Genomic DNA, 20,914 nt, shown 5'->3' on the forward strand with positions numbered 1-20,914 from the left:
TTAACGCCCTAACAAAATGAAATTAATAGTAGATAGCGGATCAACGAAAGCCGACTGGATTGCTATAGATAATGATGGTAAAATTTTGTTTACCACTCAAACACTTGGTTTAAATCCGGAAGTTTTGTCAAAAGAAGAAGTTGAAAAACGACTGAGTGATAAGTTCGATATTTCGCACAATAAACAAAAAGCAACACATTTGTTTTTTTACGGAGCAGGTTGTGGAACTGACAGAATGAAAAACTTTTTGGCAGATGTTTTTAAGGGTTATTTTGTAAATGCAGATGTAAATGTTCATGAAGACACTTATGCAGCTGCTTATGCGACAGCACCAAAAGGACAGAAAGCTATTATCAGTATTTTAGGAACCGGTTCAAATTGTAGTTATTTTGATGGCGAAGAATTACACCAAAAAGTACAATCTTTAGGCTATATTGCTATGGACGATTGTAGTGGAAATCGTTTTGGACGTCATTTGTTACGTGCTTATTTCTTCAACAAAATGCCGGAATCTTTAGCAAAAGAATTTGAAACCGAATTCAATGTTGACGCTGACTTTGTAAAAAACAAACTATATAAAGAGCCCAATCCAAATGCCTATTTGGCAACATTTGCTAAATTTTTGATTAAACATAAAGATACCGATTTTTGTCGTGCTTTTATTTTTAAAGAAATGGAAGCTTTTGTTGAAAACTATATCAAGCAATTTGAGAATTATCAAGAAATCCCTGTTCATTTCGTTGGTTCAATTGGTTTTTATTTGAAAGACGAATTAAAAGAGATTTTAGATAAACACGGTATAATATTAGGAAATGTTTTAAGAAGACCTATTGATGGATTAATAGAATATCACGTTTTAAATAAATAAGTAAAGCCACGTTTTAACGTGGTTTTTTTATATTTACAAAAAAGTAAAATATATGAATACACCTTATGAGATTGCAATAATTGCCCATGATGCCAAAAAAGCTGAAATGGTTCAGTTTATCAATAAAAACAAAAATCTTTTGATTAAAGAGAATGTGAAGATCATAGCAACAGGAACTACTGGTGGAAAAGTAGAAACTATAGGTATTAAAGTAAAAAAAATGCTTTCAGGACCATTAGGAGGTGATGCTCAAATTGCTGCGAGAGTAGCAGAAGGTAAAACTAAAATGGTACTTTTTTTTAAAGATCCTAATTCGAGTCATCCACATGAACCTGATATTAGTATGTTAATCCGAATTTGTGATGTACACAATGTGCCTTTGGCAACGAATGAAGCAACGGCTCAGTTATTATTGAATGCCTTAACCCTTGAATAAGTAAATAAAAAAGGAAGCAAAAGCTTCCTTTTTTATCGTATTGCAATTACTGAAATTTCTATATTCACATTTTTAGGTAAATACGCTACCTGAACGGTCTCTCTTGCCGGAGCTGTTTTTTCGTCAAAATATTTGCCATATACTTCATTTATTTTGGCAAAATTTCCCATATCACTGATGAAAATAGTTGACTTGATAACATTTTCAAAAGTCATTCCGACTTCTTCTAAAATGGCTTTTAGATTTTGCATTACTTGCGCTGTTTCTATCTCAATAGAATCCAAAACAAGTTCTCCGTTTACTGGATTAATAGCTATTTGCCCTGAAGTATATAAAGTGTTCTCAACTAATATTGCTTGATTGTAAGGTCCAATAGGAGCCGGAGCTTTTTCGGTGAAGACAATTTTTTTCATATTATAAATTATTGATTATCTAAAAACACGATCTGGTAATTGACGTTTTTCCCATTTAATATCACTCAGCATAGAAGAACTGATTCCGATAAAGAATCCCCAATATGTATTAGTGCCAAAAGGAACCCAGTTAAAACTCATTCTCCAGCTTTCTAAATCACGTTCAAAACGCAATTGTGTAAAAGTTACTCCTTTTTGTTTAAAATCATAACCGGAAGAGAATCCTACTTTCCATCTGGGAGCCATTTCTATATTTCCGGAGGCCATCAATGAATTAGATGAAATTTCACTCTGACGATTACTATTATTATAAGTTACAGAATAAGCTATTCGTAAATCCCATGGAAGTTTAGTATTATACCACTCATAATCAGAATTCCCGTCTTTACTGTCTTTGTCTTTATTGAACATGCTCTGGCGATTATCACTTAGGTCATTACCTGTACCGAATAAATCATCAGTTCTACCACCATTTCTAGCTGTTTGATTATCAATGCTCTCCTTGTCTTTATCATTTCCTCCTTCTAAATCTTTACTAGAGAAAGCATAATTTAAGGTCATATTAGCGCTAGTCATTCGAAACAAGCTACCGCCATTATCTATATTGAATGTATTAATTCTTGTTCCGGAATTATCAATTGCATAAGGATCCAAAGTTGCTGCAAAATTTACATTCATTTTTTGTTTGAAGAACTGAGTACCTCCGGAAACCCTTACAGGAGACCAGGCTAATGAGTCAGCAGCTAAGTTGTAACTGGTAGAAAAATTCAAATTATTTAAAAGCATTACTTTTTTAGGAGTACCATCCTTACTTTCATCATCCCTTACTTTTGCTTCTAAAGTATTGTTTAAGGATATTCCAACACTACTTGCGTAAGTTTTACTTGGTGAACCATAGATACTTTCGGCAAATTTGGTATATTCTAAATAATTGTTTCCTGTGGCATCAATAGAGTAGGTATCATAATATTTGGAAAAACTTGGTGTGTATCCCCAAGATACATTGGGACGCATTACGTGACGTATAGCTTGAATCTTTTTCTCTTCGCCAAAGGTGTAAGTACCATAAATTGAGGTTCCTATTCCCGTGCTGAAATTATAAGTTCGGTAGGCATCAAATCCGTTAATATCTTCAGTAATTACTTCATTTTGGAGCGGATCAAAATACTTTTTAATAGTATTTAATGTCCAAACTTCATTATAGTTTGCAGATGTTGAAACACTGAAATATTTAAAAATTTTAAAATTTGTCGCTAGAGGAATGGTGTGCTGAAAGCCTGTTTTAGCATCTCTAAACATTTGAGGTTTAAAGAATAAAGAATCATAAGTAGTGATTCTGTTTTGTGCGTTTAAATTATATTGAAGATTAATATTTTTTATAAATCCTTTTTTAGTACCTTCTTTTGGAGCAAACGGATAAATACGATCTACACTTAATTGTAAAGTAGGCAAAGTCATATTAATCTGCTCTGTATTCGTGTTTTGATTGTGAGTTGCAGAAACGGATAAATTAACCTGCGGAACAGTTTGAAAAGTTTTAGAATAAGAAACAGAAGAACTCAAGTTGTTGTTTAAACTTGAACCAACGTTGTACATATTTACAGACTGTCTATAATATTTACTACTACCCATATTAACCGAAGCAGAGAAGCGTGAATTGGCTGCTGCTTTCGCATCTTGACTATGACTCCATTGAATATTATATTGTTTTGAAACGGCATAATCAGGAAGACCTCTTTCGCTTTGAATATTATTTTCAAATCTAAAGTTAACTCGTCCATTAAATTTATATCGTTTTGCATAGCTACTTTCAAATCGAAGACCATAACTACCATTGGTATAGTAATCTCCTAAGACTGCCAAGTCGTAATAATCACTCAAAGCAAAATAATATCCCCCGTTTTGTAAAAAATACCCTTGTTGATTAGATTGTCCCGGAGTAGGCATAATAAAACCGGAAACACTTTCCTCTGTCATAGGGAAATAAGCAAATGGAAGCCCGATAGGTGTTGGAACATCCGCAATTACCATATTAGTTAACCCTGCAACAACTTTCTTTTTCGGTACAAATTTTACCTTTCTGATAAGGAAATAATATTCTGGATCATCAATATTTTTAGAGGTAGTTACTCTGGCATTTTTCATGAAATAAACAGAATCATTTTCTCGTTTAGAAATCTCAGCTTTAATATTCATTTCGCCTTGACTGGTTCTTGAGTTCCAGACCAAAGCTTTCTTTGTTTTAAAATTAAAACGAATAGAATCGGGCTCAATAACGTTACTCCCTTGTTTAAATACAGGATATTGAGTGTAATTACCAGCACTGTCTTTAATTCTTCCGGCATATACCTCACTTTTTTCATAATCCAAAACAATGATACCCGATTTTAGTTCAATATCCGTATAATAAATTTCGGCTTCATTATATAAGGTAAGCTGTTTCTTTTTTTGATCTAGTTTTTCGTAGTCTTTGGCAATTCGTTTTACAGTCCCTTCTAAAGAAGCCTTTTTTTGGGTAATGCTATCTTTTTTTACAGAGTCTTGAATTGTTTTAGTGCTGTCTTGAACTGTTGTTTTTACAGAATCTTTACTTTTCTCAAATAAATCTTTAGAGACATGAATAGAGTCAGCAGCTTTTATTTCTTGCGAAAAAAGAGAATAGTTTCCAATTGTTAGAAAATATGCTAATAAAACGATATTAAATAACTTGTTATGCAATCCTATAAATAGTATTTTTGTAAAAATTTGGCGTGCTTTTTGCGTGTCAAACTTACATATATTTTTTTGCAAAAATAAGCTTTTAATAAAATTATAACGAAGTAAGTAAAAACCTTTAGGGATATGAAAAGAAATATTGGCGTAAGAGTGTTGATTTTAGTGTTGGTTATCAGCCTGTTTCAAAATGCAAATGCGCAACATAAAAATAAATTTAAGATAGTATTAGATGCAGGGCATGGAGGAAAAGATCCCGGAAATTCATATCATGGTTATGTAGAAAAAAATATTGCTCTGGCAACAACACTCCTTGTCGGGAAGTATTTAGACAAATATTCTGATATCGAAATATTATATACAAGAAAAACAGACATTTTTATAGAACTAAGTGACAGACCTAAAGTAGCAAATGAAAACAATGCTGATTTATTTGTTTCGATTCACTGTAATTCAGTTAAAAATTTGGCTCCTTTTGGAACTGAAACTTTTGTGATGGGCTTGAATAGAAGCTCAACTAATTTAGAAGTAGCTAAACAAGAGAACTCTGTAATCCTTTTGGAGAAAGATTATAAAGAAAAGTATAATGGATTTGATCCTAACAAACCGGAGACATTAATCGGTTTAAAAATTCTTCAGGAAGAATATTTAGATCAAAGTATTGCTTTAGCATCTATTTTAGAAACAAAGTTTACTAAAAATTTAAAAAGAAATAGTAGAGGAGTAAAACAATCACCACTTTGGGTTTTAGATGCTTCTTACATGCCAAGTGTTTTAATTGAATTAGGTTTTTTATCGAACAAAGCAGAAGGTTCTTATCTGAATTCAGACAAAGGAAAAGACGAAATGGCACAAGCTATTGTTGATGCTATTCTGGAATATAAAAAGGAATACTTTAATGGCGAAGTATCCTCTTCCGGTTCTAAAGAGATTGAATATACTAATGATAAAAAAGATACTACAAATTCTACTAGTTCAACAAAAATATCCGAAAAAGGAATAGTATTTAAAGTACAAATTGCAGCAAGCGGAAGAAAATTAGAAACTAAGGCTTCAAATTTTAAAGGATTACGAACTATTTCCAGAGATCAAGAAGGTTCTTTGTATAAATATTTCTACGGAAATGAATCTTCTTATGACGATGCTCAACAACGACTTAAAGAAGCAAAAGCAAAAGGCTATAATTCAGCATTTATAGTTGCTTATAAAGACGGAGTAAAAATTAGTGTGTCGGATGCAATTAAATAAAATAAAGTTTTATTTTTGTTAAAAAATCAAACGCTTTATAATAGTAGTGATAGAAAAAATAGTATTTAAATGTTTTTTATAGCTACAACTGAAAATGAATATTCATTTTCGGAAATTGAAAATTAAATTGAATGAAATTGAAACTATCAAGAGAAATTAAGACCGCTATTTTAGTTATTTCTGCTATTTTATTATTTATATGGGGATATAATTTCTTAAAAGGAAAAAACCTTTTCGATACGAGCAAAAAACTATATGTAGTTTATGATTCAGTAGAAGGTTTGGAGCCTTCTTCGCTTATTAAATTAAAAGGAGTAACCGTTGGAAAAGTAAATTCGTATAAATTTCTTGACAATAGAAAAGTAGTGGTTGAAATGTCAATTACATCTAATTACCCTATTTCAAAAACGAGTGTTGCTGAACTTACAGGAAGTTCGCCTCTTGGAGGAAAAGAAATTGTGATAATAGCTAATGATGAAGATCAACAATTGGCAGAATCAGGAGATTATTTAAAAGCGTCTTCAAAATTAGGTTTAACAGATGCCTTGGCAAAACAAATAGAGCCGTTAAAAGACAAGATTGAGAAATTATTAGATAATTCTAATGTACTTTTTACTAATTTCAATGATGTTTTAAACGAAAAAACGAAAAGCAATTTGCAAAACAGTATTGCTGAGTTGAACAAAACTATGACTGAATTTAGTGCAGCATCTAAAAGCTTAAATCAGTTGTTAGCTGAAAATAAAACAAAATTAAGTAATACGGTTTCTAATATCGATAAAACAACGGCTAATTTTGCAGTACTTTCTGATTCGTTATCGAAAGCTAATTTAGGTCAAACTGTGAAAAACCTTGAAAAAACCTTAGCAAATGTAGATAAGTTGATGAACGACATGGAGCAGGGGAAAGGTACAATGGGAAAACTAATGAAAGACGAAACTTTGTATAACAATTTCACTAAGACTTCTAAAGAATTAGAATTGTTGTTACAAGATTTAAGATTACACCCTACACGCTATATCAATGTGTCTGTTTTTGGAAAAAAGAACAAACCTTATGAAGCACCGGAACTAAACGAAAATAATGAACAAATCAATAATAAGTAATCACCTATGAGTTTTTTACCTAACATTCTTTTTGCAATTGTTCTCTTTTTGGGAATAGGTTTTTTTGTGAAAAATGTCAAAAAGCTAATTCGTAATATTAAATTAGGTCAAGATGTAGACCGATTTGATAATAGCGCTGAACGTTGGAAAAATATGGCAATGATTGCCTTGGGACAATCTAAAATGGTAAAACGACCAATAGCAGGTTTTTTACATATTTTGGTTTATGTGGGCTTTATCATCATCAATATTGAAGTGTTAGAAATTATTATTGATGGTTTATTCGGAACACACCGCGTTTTCGCATTTTTAGGTAGTTTCTACAACGTTTTAATTGGTTCATTTGAAATTTTAGCACTTTTAGTAATTGTTGCCGTTGTAACTTTTTGGATCAGAAGAAATGTAATTAAAATCCAACGTTTTTGGAAAGACGAAATGAAAGGTTGGCCTAAAAATGATGCTAATTATATTCTGTACTTTGAAGTCGTTTTAATGTCGTTATTTTTATTCATGAATGCAGCTGATTTTCACTTGCAACATGTAGAAGGCGGATTCGGACATTATCATGCAGCCGGAAGTTTTCCGGTTTCTCAATTCATTGCACCTATTTTCAACGGAATGAATAACAGCTTGGTTTTCATGTTAGAAAGAGGCGCTTGGTGGTTGCACATCTGCGGAATTTTAGTGTTTTTAAATTACTTATATTATTCTAAACATTTACATATTTTATTGGCTTTCCCAAATACCTATTTTGCTAATTTAAACCCTTACGGACAGTTTAACAATTTAGACAGTGTAACCAATGAGGTAAAAATGATGATGGATCCAAATGCTGATCCTTTTGCAGCTCCGGCTAATCCGGATGCAGTTCCGGCAAAGTTTGGTGCGTCTGATGTTCAAGACTTGAATTGGGTACAGTTGTTAAATGCCTATACTTGTACAGAGTGTGGTCGTTGTACGTCTTCTTGTCCGGCTAATTTAACCGGTAAAAAATTATCTCCGCGTAAAATTATGATGGATACCAGAGACCGATTAGAAGAAGTAGGTAAAAATATAGATGCTAACGGCGGAACGTTTGTAGATGACGGTAAATCTTTATTAAATGATTACATCACTCCGGAAGAACTTTGGGCTTGTACTACTTGTAACGCTTGCGTGGAAGAATGTCCGGTAAACATCAGTCCGTTGTCAATTATTGTGGAAATGCGTCGTTATTTAGTAATGGAACAAAGTGCTGCTCCGATGGAATTAAATAATATGATGACCAACATCGAAAATAACGGAGCGCCTTGGCCTTATAGTCAAATGGACCGTTTAAACTGGAAAAACGAATAATTTAAGAATAAAAAGAGACGCTTCAACAGCAAATCGATTCAAAATATAAGAGTATGTCACAAAATTTAATAGTGCCTACAATGGCCGAAATGATGGCTGAAGGAAAACAACCTGAAATTTTATTTTGGGTAGGTTCAGCTGGTAGTTATGATGACAGAGCAAAAAAGATCACAAGAGCTTTCGTAAAAATATTAAATAAAGCAAACGTAAATTTTGCTGTTTTAGGAACCGAAGAAAGCTGTACAGGTGATGTGGCGAAAAGAGCCGGAAACGAGTTTTTATTTCAGATGCAAGCTTTGATGAATATCGAATTGCTGAATGCTTACGAAGTAAAGAAAATCGTAACCTGTGATCCACATTCATTCAACTGTTTAAAAAATGAATATCCAGGTTTAGGTGGAAAATATGAAGTATTACACCACACGCAATTTATTCAACAATTGTTGAGTGAAGGTCGCATAAACTTCAACAAAGAAACTTACAAAGGAAGCCGTATTACTTTCCATGATCCTTGTTATTTAGGAAGAGCAAATAAAGAATACGAAGCTCCGAGAGAAATATTGTCTCAAACCAATGCCGAAGTTGTCGAAATGAAGCGTAGCAAAAGTACGGCTTTATGTTGTGGAGCAGGAGGAGCACAAATGTTCAAAGAACCTGAAAAAGGGAATATGGATATTAACGTGTTAAGAACTCAAGATGCACTTGAAACTAATCCGAATATTATTGCAACAGGTTGCCCTTATTGCAACACGATGATGACTGACGGTGTAAAATTTAGCGAAAAAGAAGCTGAAATTAAAGTTTTAGATATTGCTGAAATTATTGCTAATGCCCAAGATTTATAATTTATGTTTGTTCCTTTCGAATCGTTACCATTACATTCTAAAGTTTGGATTTATCAATCTAACAGAAAACTAACGGATGAAGAAGTTGCTGAAATTGAAACAGCGACTCAAGAATTTATTGAAAATTGGGCAGCTCACGGAAAAGGGCTGGAATCTTCTTTTCTTATCAAATACAACCGATTTATCATTATTGCGGTAAATCAAGATGTGCAATCAGCAACAGGATGTTCAATAGATGCTTCGGTTGCGTTTATTCAAGGTTTGGAACAAAAGTACCAAATTGACTTATTGGATAAAATGAATGTTACCTTTAAGCTAGGAGAACATATTGCGCACAAGCCTTTAATTGAATTCAAAAAAATGGCTAAAGAAAAAGCCGTTTCTGCTAATACCATTGTGTTTAATAACTTAGTAAATACAATTGAAGAATGGCAGGATTTCTGGGAAGTTCCCGCTAGCGAAAGTTGGCATAGTCGATTTTTTTAATTCTCTACTTTTATTTTAATTGCTACTTAACACTATGGATAGTGAAATCTTTTTGTTAAATATTTCTGGTCAGGATAAACCGGGATTAACTTCATCTTTAACAGGTGTTTTAGCAGAATATGACGCTAAAATTTTAGATATCGGACAAGCAAATATTCACGATACGCTATCCTTAGGAATTCTTTTCCAAATCAAATCCGGAAAAAAATCAGCAGCAGTTTTAAAAGATTTATTATTCAAGTCTTACGAATTGGGTATTAAGGCTAAATTTCGTCCTATTGCTCTTGAAGATTATGAAAATTGGGTAAGCTTACAAGGAAAAGACCGCTATATTGTAACCCTTTTAGGCGAAAAATTAACGGCGCAACAAATATCAGAAGTGACCAAAGTTATTTCTGAGAAGAATTTGAATATTGATGCCATCAAGCGTTTAACCGGAAGATCTTCTCTAATCAAAGAAAACGATTATCCAAGAGCTTCCATTCAATTATCCATTCGTGGAGCGATTCACAATAAGGCTGAATTTACCGAAAGATTCATGCAAATTTCTAGGGATTTGGATGTAGACATAGCTTTTCAAGAAGATAATATTTTCCGCAGAAACCGCCGTTTGGTGTGTTTTGACATGGATTCTACTTTAATTCAAGCTGAAGTTATTGATGAATTAGCGGAACTCGCAGGTGTTGGCGAACAAGTAAAAGCGATCACAGAATCGGCAATGCAAGGTGAAATCGATTTTAAGCAAAGCTTCGAACAACGTATGAAATTGCTAAAAGGTTTAAGCGAAGATGTTTTACAGGAAGTTGCGGTTAATTTGCCAATTACCAAAGGTGCAAGACGATTAATCAGTACGTTAAAAGCTAACGGATTTAAAACAGCAATTCTTTCAGGTGGTTTTACATATTTCGGTCATTATTTGCAAAAAGAATTAGGTATCGATTATGTTTTTGCAAACCAATTGGAAATCAAAGACGGAGTCTTAACAGGTGGTTATATCGGTGAAATTGTCGATGGTAATAAAAAAGCTGAATATCTTAAAGAATTAGCTCGATTAGAAGGTATCGATATCAATCAGACAATTGCTGTTGGGGACGGTGCTAACGATTTGCCAATGATAAACTTAGCCGGATTAGGAATTGCATTTCATGCCAAACCAAAGGTGAAAGATAATGCGCAAAGTTCTATTTCCAGTATTGGCTTAGATGGTGTTTTGTATTTATTAGGATATCACGATCGTCATATCGATTTGATTCACTAAACTTTAGACTACCAAAATGTAGAATCGTTGACAACTTTCTTTATAAAATAAACTTAAAACGTTTTATTTTAATAAAGATAAATAGTAATTTGGCATAGATTTAGTGTTCTTACTAAAGGAAACCAAATTTTTATTTATGCGTCAATTTTCAGTACTACTTTTATTAGTAGCTTCCATACATATATCGTATTCTCAAAATAAACCAAAACCAGTAACAACTCCAAAAACGGATTTGCAAAAGAAATGGGTCGATAGTATTTATAACAAAATGTCCTTTGAAGAAAAAGTAGGGCAATTGTTTATGGTTGCCGCTTATTCTAATAAAAATGAAAACAGTTATAAAGAAATCGACAACTTAGTCGAAAACTATAAAATTGGCGGTTTAATCTTCTTTCAAGGTGGACCGGTTCGTCAAGCACAATTGACCAACCGTTACCAAAAAAAATCACAAGTCCCTTTGTTAATCGGTATTGATGCCGAATGGGGTTTAAGCATGCGTTTGGATTCTACGTATCGTTATCCTTGGAACATGACATTAGGAGCCATTCAGAATTTTGATTTAATCAAAGAAATGGGAAAACAAATGGGACGTCAATCCAAACGATTGGGCGTGCATTTTAATTTTGCTCCCGTTGTAGATATCAATACCAATCCTAAAAATCCGATTATAGGAAATCGCTCTTTTGGTGAAGACAAAATAAATGTAACCAATGCTGCTGAAGCTTTGATGTTAGGTTTACAAAGTGAAGGTGTTTTTGCAACTGCTAAACATTTCCCGGGACACGGTGATACTGAAACCGATTCGCATCAAACCTTACCCATAGTCAATTTCGACAGAGAAAGATTGGATAATGTTGAGTTGTATCCATATAAAGAATTGATTAAAAACGGATTGGTGAGTATTATGGTGGCGCACTTGAACGTCCCAAGTTTAGAACCTAGGGAAGGCTATCCCACGTCGATTTCCTATGATGTAGTGACCAAATTATTGAAAGAAGAGTTGAAATTCAACGGTTTAATATTTACGGATGCATTGAATATGAAAGGCGCTAGTAATTTTAAAGAACCTGGCGCTATTGATTTAGAAGCATTTTTAGCTGGGAATGATGTGTTGCTTTTTGCCGAAAATGTTCCGGTTGCCATTGAAAAATTCAAGCAGGCTCAAGCCGATGGAAGTCTTACGGAAGCAAGATTAGCCGAATCCGTGAAAAAGATTTTGGCTTACAAATTCAAAGCGGGATTGAACAAATTTAAACCTATTGAAACGAAGAATCTATATAACGATTTAAATGCGCCTGAAAATGATGCGTTAAATTATTTGTTATATGAAAACGCCTTGACTTTATTGAAGAATAAAGATAAAGTAGTCCCGATTAAACATTTAGAAAAAGAAAAAATCGCTTATGTAAAATTGGGCGATGCCGAATCTTCCGATTTCTTTGATAAACTAAATGATTATGCTGAAGTAACTGAAATTAAAGGAACTAATTTGGATTCTGTTTTAGTCGATTTAAAACAATATACCAAAGTAATTATAGGCTTTCACAAAGCCGATGGCGCTTGGAAAAACCACAATTTGAACTTTAAAGAACAAATGTGGATTAATAAAATTTCGAAGCAAAATACTACTATTTTAACCTTTTTTACCAAGCCGTATTCACTGTTGAAAATTAGTAATTTTGATCAAATTGAAGCAGTTATATTGGCCTACCAAAATAATTATTTCGGACAAACTGTTGCAGCCGAAGCCATTTTTGGTGGTATTGCTTGTAAAGGAAAAATTCCGGTTACGATTAATGATGATTTTTATACGAATGATGGTGTTCTAACCGAAAAAATGAATCGTTTGGCTTTTGCTAATCCCGAAAATGTGGGAATGAATTCCAATGTTTTACAAAAAATTGATTCGATAGCTGATTATGCGATTGCTCAAAAAATGACACCGGGAATTCAGGTTCTAGTGGCCAGAAAAGGAAAAGTAGTACTGCAAAAATCATACGGTTACCATACATATAATGATCAAGTTCCGGTTAAAAATTCGGATTTATATGATGTAGCTTCATTGACCAAAATTTTAGCTACTTTACCTAATGTAATGATTCAGTTTGATAAAGGAAAACTAAAAATGGATACCAAATTGAGCACCATGTTACCTTCGTTCAAACATTCTAATAAAGCCAATGTAAAATTGGTTGACATGTTAACACACCAAGCTCGTTTTCAACCTTGGATTCCGTTTTATAAAGCGACTTTAGATTCATCGGGACAACCTAGTGAAAAATATTATCGAAAATCATATTCTAAAGATTTTTCAGTTCAAGTCAGTGAAAATTTATTCATGCGAAACGATTATCAAGATAGTATTGTCAAAATTATTGCTGATAGCGAGTTGTTGCCAAAAGTACAATACAAATACAGCGATTTTTCATTTATTTTGATGAAAGAATATTTGGAACGTATAACTGATAAAAGTTTGGATAAATTAGCAACTGATAATTTTTATGCAAAATTAGGAGCTTATCGCATGACCTATAATCCATTGCGAAAATTTGACGTCAGCGAAATTGTTCCTACGGAAATTGATAATTATTACCGTTATACAACATTACAAGGTTACGTTCATGATATGGGAGCGGCAATGCAAGGCGGTGTTGGCGGTCATGCCGGAATTTTTGCCAATAGTATGGATGTAGCCATTATGATGCAAATGTTTTTACAAAAAGGAAGTTACGGAGGCAATCAGTTTTTTACAGAAGCGACCTTCAATAAATTTAATACGTGCTATTATTGTAAAGATGAAAATAGGAGAGGAGTTGGTTTTGACAAACCGCAATTAGGCGAAGCTGGTCCAACATGTGGTTGTGTTTCCATGACGAGTTTTGGCCATACCGGATTTACAGGAACGATGGCTTGGGCCGATCCGGAACAAGAAATTGTATATGTATTTTTATCCAATCGGACGTATCCGGAAGCTAAAGTAAATGTGCTTTCGCGTGAAAATATCAGAGAGAAAATTCAACAAGTAATTTACGAATCAATAGAAGAATAACGATGACAATTCCAGCTGCAACTATTGAAGAATATTTAGAACAAGCTCCTGCCGAAAGAAGAGAGACTTTAGAAAAATTACGCCAAGTCATTTTGGATAATCTGCCGAAAGACTTTAAAGAAGAGATGTCTTATGGAATGATAGGTTATGTGGTACCACACGAAGTTTTTCCGGAAGGTTATCATTGTAATCCCAAATTACCTTTGCCATTTATGAGTTTCGCTTCCCAAAAAAACAGCATCAATTTTTATCACATGGGAATCTATGCCGATAAGGAATTATTGGATTGGTTTTTAAACGAATATGCTCAATTTTCGACTAAGAAATTAGATATGGGAAAAAGTTGCATGCGTTTCAAAAAAGCAGAAGACATTCCATTTGAAGTCATAGGTAAATTAGTGAGTAAAGTTTCTGCTGACCAATGGATTGCAACCTACAAGGCTAGCTTTACGAAATAATTTAACGTATTTTTAATCGTTAGCACCAAATATTGAATTATTTTTATAGGAAAAACTAATTGAAAAAATGAAAATTGCTATTGTTTGTTATCCTACTTTTGGCGGAAGTGGAGTTGTGGCAACCGAATTAGGTTTGGAATTAGCCAGAAGAGGACACGAAATACATTTTATTACTTATAGTCAACCCGTTCGATTGGCTTTGTTAAACCAAAATGTGTTCTATCACGAAGTGCACGTTCCGGAATATCCTTTGTTTCATTATCAACCTTATGAATTGGCATTGTCCAGCAAATTGGTGGATATGATTAAGTTGTATGAAATCGAATTACTTCATGTTCATTATGCTATTCCACATGCTTATGCAGGATATATGGCGAAACAAATGTTGGCAGAAGAAGGAATTAAAATTCCGATGATTACTACTTTGCACGGAACAGATATTACGTTGGTTGGAAAACATCCTTTTTACAAATCGGCGGTAACCTTTAGTATCAATCAATCAGATGTGGTAACGAGTGTTTCCAAAAGTTTGCGAGACGATACCTATCGATTATTTAATATTAAAAAAGAAATAGAAGTTATTCCTAATTTTATTGAATTAGAAAAAGAACCCATCATCGAATCGGCGTCTTGTTATCGTTCGATTTTAGCCAGTAAGAATGAGCGAATTATAACTCATATCTCTAACTTTAGAAAAGTAAAACGAATTGAAGACATCGTTCGTATTTTCTATAAAATTCAAAAAGAGATTCCAGCCAGATTAATGATGGTGGGCGATGGACCTGAAAAAGAAAAAGCCGAGCGATTGTGCGAAGATTTAGGAATTCACAAAAAAGTAATTTTCTTTGGAAACAGTCACGAAATTGAGAAAATTTTAAGCTATTCTGATCTGTTTTTATTGCCTTCAGAAACAGAAAGTTTTGGTTTAGCTGCTTTGGAAGCCATGTCTTGCAGAGTTCCTGTTATTTCTAGTAATTCCGGCGGATTACCGGAAGTAAACGAAGAAGGCTATTCAGGCTATTTAAGTGATGTTGGAAATATTGACGAAATGAGTCAAAATGCCATTAAGATCTTAAAAGACGATGTTGTTTTAGAGCAGTTTAAGCATAATGCATTGGAAACAGCTAAGAAATTTGACATCAAAAATATATTGCCTTTATATGAAAAGGTATACATGGAAGCTTTAAACAAAACGTATTTGGTTTAAATAATAGTGTTATGAAAAAAATTGTACTTATTCTAACTTTAATAGGATTGGTTTCCTGTAATAGTACCAAACAATTTGAAGAAGGTGAAGATTATACATATATAATTAAGAATCATCCGGGAGGGTATGAAAAAGCTTCGGTTGCGGTTATTGATAATTACAACGATTTGATTAACGAAGTAGACAAACTTAAAGTTTCTGACGAAATTAATGAAGCATTATTGAATATTGATCTGGAACAAAACAATGTATTATTGATGCATTTAGGGCAACGAAATACAGGAGGTTATGGTATTGAGATTGATAAAATGTATGAAAAGAAAAACACAGTTTTTATAAAAATCAAAGAGATTAAACCGACAAAGGGAGCTATGGCAACCATGGCTTTGACCAACCCTTTTACTATTGTTTTGATTCCTAAAAAAGAAGTGGTTATAGAGTGATGTTGTCTGCAATATTTTATCAACTTTAGGAATTCAATCAAATTAAATATTATTTTTGTGATAGTATCAAATGATAGTATCAAAAATTATGAACCCACCTTATGAAATAACCTCTGAAATTCTAAAGTTTATCGCTTCAATTTCTGAAAAAATAGGAGAAGTTAATGCGAAATACTTGATTAAGTCTAACCCTACTTTAAGAAAACAAAATCAAATTAAAACCATTCATTCTTCTTTAAGAATTGAAGGAAATACACTGACTGAAGAACAAATAACTGCAATTTTAGAAAATAAAAGAGTTATTGGACCTGAAAAAGATATTATCGAGGTTTTGAATGCTTTAGAAGTTTACAAAAACATAAATAAATTAAAACCTTATAAAGAAAAAGATTTTTTAAATGCTCATAAATTATTGTTACAAAACTTAATAAAACAATCAGGAAAATATAGAAATCAAAGTGTTGGAATTGTTAAAGGTTCAAAAGTTGAACACATTGCTCCTCCTCATGAAAACGTTCCTTTTTTAATGAAAGATTTATTTGAATATTTAAAAGATAAATCAGAAATCACTTTGATAAAAAGTTGTGTTTTCCACTATGAAATGGAATTTATTCATCCATTTTTAGATGGAAATGGCAGAATGGGAAGATTATGGCAAACTTTAATACTTATGGAAGATTATCCGGTTTTTGAATTTCTTCCTTTTGAAACTCTTATTTCTAAAAATCAAGAAGAGTATTACAAAGCATTATCTTTTTCTGATAAAGAAGGAAAATCAACAAAATTTATTGAATATATGTTAAAAATTATCGATTATTCTTTGGATGATTTACTTCAAAATTCGAGTAAAAAACTTTCTGAAAATGACAGAATTCAGATATTTTTAGAGAATTGTAAAAGCGAATTTACACGGAAAGATTATATTACGTATTTTAAGACTATTTCATCTGCAACCGCAAGCCGTGATTTGAAAAATGCTGTTGAAAAATCTTTAATTGAAAAAAGTGGAGATAAAAAAACTTCAACGTACAGAAAAAATAATACTACATAGAACATTGGCAATTTTTTCTAATTTTGCTGAGCCAGTTCGCACTTTGTGCTCGGGTCTACGAAAATTCGAAATTAAATTCTATATTAGGAATCGTTTGGTTTGTGATACAATTTTATAAACGAGGATCATAGTAGACAGTATTTTATGAAAGATAAACATAGAGGGAAAATAGTTAACTCCTTTCAACTTTCTAATTTAGGAATAATCATTTTTATTAAAAATGAAAATGATGGATTAAAAAAAGGAACACTCTTAAAATCCTTAGAATCAAATAGATTATGGATTGTTAAAAGTAGAATAATTGAATTCCCTACAATTGAAATTCAGTTTGAAAAAGAAACGGTCATAAACTCTCTTTTACAATTTTCTAATATTGAAAATAAACTTAAAGCTGAAGAGAAAGCAAAAGAGAGGATAAAGGATAATGTTTATCAATATCTTATTGAACCAATATTTCATAAAAATAAGCCTTTAGAAAATGAAATTGTAGAGGTTAAAGAACTTCTTGAGAAATCAATCAACCTTAAAATTCTGAAAACCTTAATAAGAGAATTAAAATTTCATTCGAATAATGGAGAACAGAATATCAATAGCATTGGTTTTATATCTTTTGAAGTATCGAAAATGACAAAATCGAAATCAAGAGATGTTCTTGAACATTTAATTTATCTAATTGATGAAGATTTTATTAAAATAATCTCAGATGAACCTTTAGTTTATAAATTGACTGAAAAAGGAAAAGCATTTGAAATAAATACAATAATCATTGAATAAAACCGGAACTTTATACGAAAAATCGTTGACAACTTTAGTTCCGTATCAATCAAAAAATAGTATAATGAGACAACGAATTATTTATTTAGCAATGCTTTTGTGTTTTGGTTGTTCATTTATCGAAAAACAAGAAAAGCAAACAAATTCAGAAAACTTATTTAATAGAATTAAGACCCAAGATTCGTTAGTTTATCTTAAAAGATTATCTCTGATCGGAGATTTTGATGGAGATGGAAGAACAGATACTATTTCTCAGAACCTAATTAATAAAAAAAGTAAACTTCAAATTGATTATTTTCCAAGTAGTCAATGGGATTCAATAGAAAATTATTTTGATAAAATTGAAGCTGAAGTAATACTTACTGTAAAAAATCACAAATGTGATACTCTTCGTTTTAGTTCTGGCGGTGGACTATATTGTTTAATTAATCTTGGAGACAACAATAATGATAAGAAAGATGAAATAGCATTAGTAGTAGATTATTATAGCTTTACAAACATTAGTTTATGCAATATTTATACACTTTGCAATACTAAATGGATACAGTTAAAATCGTTTAAAATCCATGAAAATGCATTTGATTATAAAGAAAAGAATATTCCTGAATTTAAACAAATAAAAGGTTTTTTGGAATATAGAAATAATAATTGGTTTTATATTGATTATGAAGATTGGTTTAATGCAAAAACAGAGAAAGATACCATTTTGAAACCTTTAAAGATTAAAAAAGTCTGTTAACTCATTATATTTGTAAATGTTCAAAATAAAAATTTTCATCTTAATGAAGTTAGAAGAATATTACAAATCATTAATGTAAAATGTGGATAATAGAAGAAAATAGTCAAGTTAGAAAGTTTCTTGTTATTGAACCAGCGTTTTATGATAAATTGAATCCTTGTGATGATTTCACTATGAAATGTTTGGAAGTATTGAGAAGAAAATTACCCTCTAATTTTAAAAATTTCCCGAGTGGGACAAGATTTGGACTGATAAGATATGGTAATTTCTTAGGTGATAAATATCCTGTAATTGGAATTCAATGTGAATTAGATTCAGATTATCAATATATACCAGATTTTATAGACTTATTTGATAATGTTGAAAAACTTATTGACAAAATAGGTTTTGAGAATATTAAAGAAGAGGCAAAATCAATTACTGTAATAAGTTGGGATGAATTGAATTCAATTGGTTGGTATTTTAAAGATTAAGATATCTTACAATATTAGTTATAAGATAAACCTTTTTTAGTATTTTGTTGTACTAGTTCATGATTCTATTCAAAAATAACAACGATGAGAAATATAATTTTAATGCTTTCGCTACTTTGTTGCTCCTGTAGTGAACGAGATTTAGGAGAGGGATATTATTTTCTTCCTAAATATGAATCAGTTGATATTGGCTATCCTAATGAAGAAGCAATAATTTACCAATCCAAAGAAGAAAATCAATTTAATAACATAAAAATTAATGGAGATGTAGTGGAAGTAAAATCTAATTCTAAATTCATTATTGCAAAGCGAGATCCGTTAAAAAGCAGAGATATGAATACCGGGATAATAGAATATTATATTATTCTTAAAAAAAATGACAGTCTTATTGGCCCTTTAGAAAAAAGAGCTTTTCATGAAGAGATTAAAAAATGCAATATCAATCTAAAATTTCAATAAAATACCGGTCTTATTCAAGCCGGTATTTTCATTTTGTATTTTTAAAAGAAAAGTATTCTTCTTATGATTCTTGCATAGTATGGTATACATTCATCACATCATCATCTTCTTCAATTTTTTCTAAAAGCTTTTCTACATCAGCTACTTGGTCAGCAGTAAGTTCTTTAGTTACTTGAGGAATTCTATCAAATCCTGAAGATAAGATTTCAATGTTTCTGTGTTCCAGTTCTTTTTGAATAGCACCAAAGCTTTCAAAAGGAGCATACATCATGATCCCGTCTTCATCAGCAAAAATTTCTTCCACACCAAAGTCAATCATTTCAAGCTCTAGTTCTTCTACATCTTGTCCTTCCGATGGAATTCTGAAGTTACAGGTATGGTCAAACATAAATTCTACTGAACCTTGAGTTCCTAAAGTACCATTACATTTATTAAAATAACTTCTAATGTTGGCAACGGTTCTATTGTTGTTATCTGTAGCGGTTTCAATTAAGATTGCGATTCCGTGAGGAGCATATCCTTCAAATAAAACCTCTTTAAAGTTTGCAGTATCTTTATCCGAAGCTTTTTTAATAGCTCTTTCAACATTATCTTTAGGCATGTTTGCTGCTTTCGCATTCTGAATAACAGCTCTTAATCTTGAGTTAGTTTCAGGATTTGGACCTCCTTCTTTAACTGCCATTACAATATCTTTACCAATTCTTGTAAACGTTTTGGCCATTGCTGACCAACGTTTCATTTTTCGGGCTTTTCTAAATTCAAAGGCTCTTCCCATTTCTAAATGTTTTTTTGACAGGCAAATTTAGTAATTCCATAAAAAAATTAAAAATGTTTACCTTTTTTTTGAAGCTATATTTTTTGTAATAAATTTGCGCTTCAAAAAATAATCTATATGAAGAATTTACTTGTGACATTGATTTGTCTTTTCAGTGTTTCTTTCTTTGGTCAAAAGAGAGAAAAAGGAACAATTGAGCTAACTCCAAAAATCGGATATGCAACCTCTAATTATTATAGTGATGAGGACATTAGCAATTCATCACTTTCTAGTGTAAATATTGGAGGAGATTTCGATTATTATTTTAATAATCGTTGGAGTTTGCGTTCGGGATTGTTTTATCAAACTATGGGAAGTAAATATCCGGGTTATATAGGAAGTTATATAGGAACTATTAAAGAAAAGTTACATTATCTTACTGTTCCGGTAAATGCAAATTGGCATTTTGGAAGTACTAGAAAATGGAATTTAAATTTTGGGCCTAGTTTTGGTTTCTTATCTGCTGCAGAAATTAATGGTTATGACATGAAAGATGAAGTTAATTCATTTCAGTTAGGTTTGAATTATGGAATAGGATATAAAATTGAAGTAAATGAAAACTTTAGTATTTTAATTGACTATCAAGGAATGACAGGTTTAACAGATTTACCTAAAGATGCTTCTTATACCTTGAAGAATAGTTATAGCGCCTTCAATGTTGGAGCTGTAATCAAATTGTAATTTTTACTAGAGCGAATAAAAAAGTGTTTTAGAATTTCTAAAACACTTTTTTATTTTGT

General features: G+C 31.8%; 21 protein-coding genes. 18 read left to right on the forward strand and 3 right to left on the reverse strand.

The annotated features are described in order from the left end of the window. The first annotated feature begins 16 nt into the window (after positions 1 to 16). Together ACUSJC_RS00980 and ACUSJC_RS00985 are read left to right on the forward strand one after the other, a co-directional pair. Complete coding sequence (locus tag ACUSJC_RS00980; RefSeq protein ID WP_449267682.1) at positions 17 to 868, forward strand: BadF/BadG/BcrA/BcrD ATPase family protein; 852 nt, start codon at positions 17 to 19, stop codon at positions 866 to 868. 52 nt (positions 869 to 920) lie between these two features. Further along, a complete protein-coding gene (locus tag ACUSJC_RS00985; RefSeq protein WP_449267683.1) occupies positions 921 to 1,304 on the forward strand; it encodes a methylglyoxal synthase in 384 nt (127 codons plus the stop codon). Between the two features lie 32 nt (positions 1,305 to 1,336). Here ACUSJC_RS00985 and ACUSJC_RS00990 read toward each other — a convergent pair whose 3' ends face one another. Then, the gene (locus ACUSJC_RS00990; RefSeq protein ID WP_449267684.1) at positions 1,337 to 1,717 is read right to left on the reverse strand and encodes a RidA family protein; all 381 of its coding nucleotides are present in this window, start codon (positions 1,715 to 1,717) and stop codon (positions 1,337 to 1,339) included. 15 nt (positions 1,718 to 1,732) lie between these two features. Beyond that, positions 1,733 to 4,435 carry a putative LPS assembly protein LptD gene (locus ACUSJC_RS00995; protein ID WP_449267814.1) on the reverse strand — a complete coding sequence of 901 codons (2,703 nt, stop codon included), beginning with the start codon at positions 4,433 to 4,435 and terminating at the stop codon, positions 1,733 to 1,735. Between the two features lie 123 nt (positions 4,436 to 4,558). On the opposite strand from ACUSJC_RS00995, the gene ACUSJC_RS01000 reads away from it, so the two are divergent. The 15 genes from ACUSJC_RS01000 to ACUSJC_RS01070 all read left to right on the forward strand — a co-directional run bounded on the left by ACUSJC_RS01000 (position 4,559) and on the right by ACUSJC_RS01070 (position 19,360). After that, positions 4,559 to 5,677 (forward strand): N-acetylmuramoyl-L-alanine amidase, encoded by a 1,119-nt coding sequence (locus ACUSJC_RS01000; protein ID WP_449267685.1) that lies wholly within the window; start codon positions 4,559 to 4,561, stop codon positions 5,675 to 5,677. 131 nt (positions 5,678 to 5,808) lie between these two features. Continuing rightward, positions 5,809 to 6,783 (forward strand): MlaD family protein, encoded by a 975-nt coding sequence (locus tag ACUSJC_RS01005; RefSeq protein WP_449267686.1) that lies wholly within the window; start codon positions 5,809 to 5,811, stop codon positions 6,781 to 6,783. A 6-nt stretch (positions 6,784 to 6,789) separates the two neighbouring features. After that, positions 6,790 to 8,118: a 4Fe-4S dicluster domain-containing protein gene (locus tag ACUSJC_RS01010; RefSeq protein ID WP_449267687.1), complete on the forward strand. Its 1,329-nt coding sequence runs from the start codon at positions 6,790 to 6,792 to the stop codon at positions 8,116 to 8,118. Between the two features lie 53 nt (positions 8,119 to 8,171). After that, complete coding sequence (locus tag ACUSJC_RS01015; RefSeq protein ID WP_449267688.1) at positions 8,172 to 8,963, forward strand: (Fe-S)-binding protein; 792 nt, start codon at positions 8,172 to 8,174, stop codon at positions 8,961 to 8,963. Between the two features lie 3 nt (positions 8,964 to 8,966). Beyond that, positions 8,967 to 9,449, forward strand: a complete 483-nt coding sequence (locus ACUSJC_RS01020; protein ID WP_449267689.1) for an ABC transporter ATPase — start codon at positions 8,967 to 8,969, stop codon at positions 9,447 to 9,449. A 34-nt stretch (positions 9,450 to 9,483) separates the two neighbouring features. Then, on the forward strand, positions 9,484 to 10,707 hold the full coding sequence (gene serB / locus ACUSJC_RS01025; RefSeq protein WP_449267690.1) for a phosphoserine phosphatase SerB: 1,224 nt from the start codon (positions 9,484 to 9,486) through the stop codon (positions 10,705 to 10,707). 136 nt (positions 10,708 to 10,843) lie between these two features. Continuing rightward, a complete protein-coding gene (locus ACUSJC_RS01030; RefSeq protein ID WP_449267691.1) occupies positions 10,844 to 13,756 on the forward strand; it encodes a glycoside hydrolase family 3 N-terminal domain-containing protein in 2,913 nt (970 codons plus the stop codon). A 2-nt stretch (positions 13,757 to 13,758) separates the two neighbouring features. Beyond that, positions 13,759 to 14,214 carry a DUF1801 domain-containing protein gene (locus tag ACUSJC_RS01035; protein ID WP_449267692.1) on the forward strand — a complete coding sequence of 152 codons (456 nt, stop codon included), beginning with the start codon at positions 13,759 to 13,761 and terminating at the stop codon, positions 14,212 to 14,214. Positions 14,215 to 14,281: 67 nt separating this feature from the next. Continuing rightward, positions 14,282 to 15,421, forward strand: a complete 1,140-nt coding sequence (gene bshA, locus ACUSJC_RS01040; protein WP_449267693.1) for an N-acetyl-alpha-D-glucosaminyl L-malate synthase BshA — start codon at positions 14,282 to 14,284, stop codon at positions 15,419 to 15,421. 11 nt (positions 15,422 to 15,432) lie between these two features. Continuing rightward, positions 15,433 to 15,864, forward strand: a complete 432-nt coding sequence (locus ACUSJC_RS01045) for a protease complex subunit PrcB family protein (RefSeq protein ID WP_449267694.1) — start codon at positions 15,433 to 15,435, stop codon at positions 15,862 to 15,864. Between the two features lie 88 nt (positions 15,865 to 15,952). After that, a complete protein-coding gene (locus ACUSJC_RS01050; protein WP_449267695.1) occupies positions 15,953 to 16,915 on the forward strand; it encodes a Fic family protein in 963 nt (320 codons plus the stop codon). Positions 16,916 to 17,059: 144 nt separating this feature from the next. Then, positions 17,060 to 17,689: a hypothetical protein gene (locus ACUSJC_RS01055; protein WP_449267696.1), complete on the forward strand. Its 630-nt coding sequence runs from the start codon at positions 17,060 to 17,062 to the stop codon at positions 17,687 to 17,689. A 64-nt stretch (positions 17,690 to 17,753) separates the two neighbouring features. Continuing rightward, positions 17,754 to 18,428, forward strand: a complete 675-nt coding sequence (locus ACUSJC_RS01060; protein ID WP_449267697.1) for a hypothetical protein — start codon at positions 17,754 to 17,756, stop codon at positions 18,426 to 18,428. 80 nt (positions 18,429 to 18,508) lie between these two features. Then, positions 18,509 to 18,901 carry a hypothetical protein gene (locus ACUSJC_RS01065; RefSeq protein WP_449267698.1) on the forward strand — a complete coding sequence of 131 codons (393 nt, stop codon included), beginning with the start codon at positions 18,509 to 18,511 and terminating at the stop codon, positions 18,899 to 18,901. Positions 18,902 to 18,985: 84 nt separating this feature from the next. Then, positions 18,986 to 19,360, forward strand: a complete 375-nt coding sequence (locus tag ACUSJC_RS01070) for a hypothetical protein (RefSeq protein WP_449267699.1) — start codon at positions 18,986 to 18,988, stop codon at positions 19,358 to 19,360. A 61-nt stretch (positions 19,361 to 19,421) separates the two neighbouring features. Here the strand turns inward: ACUSJC_RS01070 and ACUSJC_RS01075 are convergent, their stop codons facing one another. Then, positions 19,422 to 20,135, reverse strand: a complete 714-nt coding sequence (locus tag ACUSJC_RS01075) for a YebC/PmpR family DNA-binding transcriptional regulator (protein ID WP_449267700.1) — start codon at positions 20,133 to 20,135, stop codon at positions 19,422 to 19,424. A gap of 117 nt (positions 20,136 to 20,252) precedes the next feature. On the opposite strand from ACUSJC_RS01075, the gene ACUSJC_RS01080 reads away from it, so the two are divergent. Then, positions 20,253 to 20,855, forward strand: coding sequence for a porin family protein (locus ACUSJC_RS01080; protein WP_449267701.1), 603 nt, complete (start codon positions 20,253 to 20,255; stop codon positions 20,853 to 20,855). Positions 20,856 to 20,914 lie beyond the last annotated feature (59 nt).

The sequence above is a fragment of the Flavobacterium sp. U410 genome (genome assembly GCF_053570605.1).

What these genes read in the sequence shown, in the direction of transcription:
- ACUSJC_RS00980 (WP_449267682.1), top strand. Translation starts at nt 17, where the DNA reads ATGAAATTAATAGTAGATAGCGGATCAACGAAAGCCGACTGGATTGCT.
- ACUSJC_RS00985 (WP_449267683.1), top strand. Translation starts at nt 921, where the DNA reads ATGAATACACCTTATGAGATTGCAATAATTGCCCATGATGCCAAAAAA.
- ACUSJC_RS00990 (WP_449267684.1), bottom strand. Translation starts at nt 1,717, where the DNA reads ATGAAAAAAATTGTCTTCACCGAAAAAGCTCCGGCTCCTATTGGACCT.
- ACUSJC_RS01000 (WP_449267685.1), top strand. Translation starts at nt 4,559, where the DNA reads ATGAAAAGAAATATTGGCGTAAGAGTGTTGATTTTAGTGTTGGTTATC.
- ACUSJC_RS01005 (WP_449267686.1), top strand. Translation starts at nt 5,809, where the DNA reads ATGAAATTGAAACTATCAAGAGAAATTAAGACCGCTATTTTAGTTATT.
- ACUSJC_RS01010 (WP_449267687.1), top strand. Translation starts at nt 6,790, where the DNA reads ATGAGTTTTTTACCTAACATTCTTTTTGCAATTGTTCTCTTTTTGGGA.
- ACUSJC_RS01015 (WP_449267688.1), top strand. Translation starts at nt 8,172, where the DNA reads ATGTCACAAAATTTAATAGTGCCTACAATGGCCGAAATGATGGCTGAA.
- ACUSJC_RS01020 (WP_449267689.1), top strand. Translation starts at nt 8,967, where the DNA reads ATGTTTGTTCCTTTCGAATCGTTACCATTACATTCTAAAGTTTGGATT.
- serB (WP_449267690.1), top strand. Translation starts at nt 9,484, where the DNA reads ATGGATAGTGAAATCTTTTTGTTAAATATTTCTGGTCAGGATAAACCG.
- ACUSJC_RS01030 (WP_449267691.1), top strand. Translation starts at nt 10,844, where the DNA reads ATGCGTCAATTTTCAGTACTACTTTTATTAGTAGCTTCCATACATATA.
- ACUSJC_RS01035 (WP_449267692.1), top strand. Translation starts at nt 13,759, where the DNA reads ATGACAATTCCAGCTGCAACTATTGAAGAATATTTAGAACAAGCTCCT.
- bshA (WP_449267693.1), top strand. Translation starts at nt 14,282, where the DNA reads ATGAAAATTGCTATTGTTTGTTATCCTACTTTTGGCGGAAGTGGAGTT.
- ACUSJC_RS01045 (WP_449267694.1), top strand. Translation starts at nt 15,433, where the DNA reads ATGAAAAAAATTGTACTTATTCTAACTTTAATAGGATTGGTTTCCTGT.
- ACUSJC_RS01050 (WP_449267695.1), top strand. Translation starts at nt 15,953, where the DNA reads ATGAACCCACCTTATGAAATAACCTCTGAAATTCTAAAGTTTATCGCT.
- ACUSJC_RS01055 (WP_449267696.1), top strand. Translation starts at nt 17,060, where the DNA reads ATGAAAGATAAACATAGAGGGAAAATAGTTAACTCCTTTCAACTTTCT.
- ACUSJC_RS01060 (WP_449267697.1), top strand. Translation starts at nt 17,754, where the DNA reads ATGAGACAACGAATTATTTATTTAGCAATGCTTTTGTGTTTTGGTTGT.
- ACUSJC_RS01065 (WP_449267698.1), top strand. Translation starts at nt 18,509, where the DNA reads ATGTGGATAATAGAAGAAAATAGTCAAGTTAGAAAGTTTCTTGTTATT.
- ACUSJC_RS01070 (WP_449267699.1), top strand. Translation starts at nt 18,986, where the DNA reads ATGAGAAATATAATTTTAATGCTTTCGCTACTTTGTTGCTCCTGTAGT.
- ACUSJC_RS01075 (WP_449267700.1), bottom strand. Translation starts at nt 20,135, where the DNA reads ATGGGAAGAGCCTTTGAATTTAGAAAAGCCCGAAAAATGAAACGTTGG.
- ACUSJC_RS01080 (WP_449267701.1), top strand. Translation starts at nt 20,253, where the DNA reads ATGAAGAATTTACTTGTGACATTGATTTGTCTTTTCAGTGTTTCTTTC.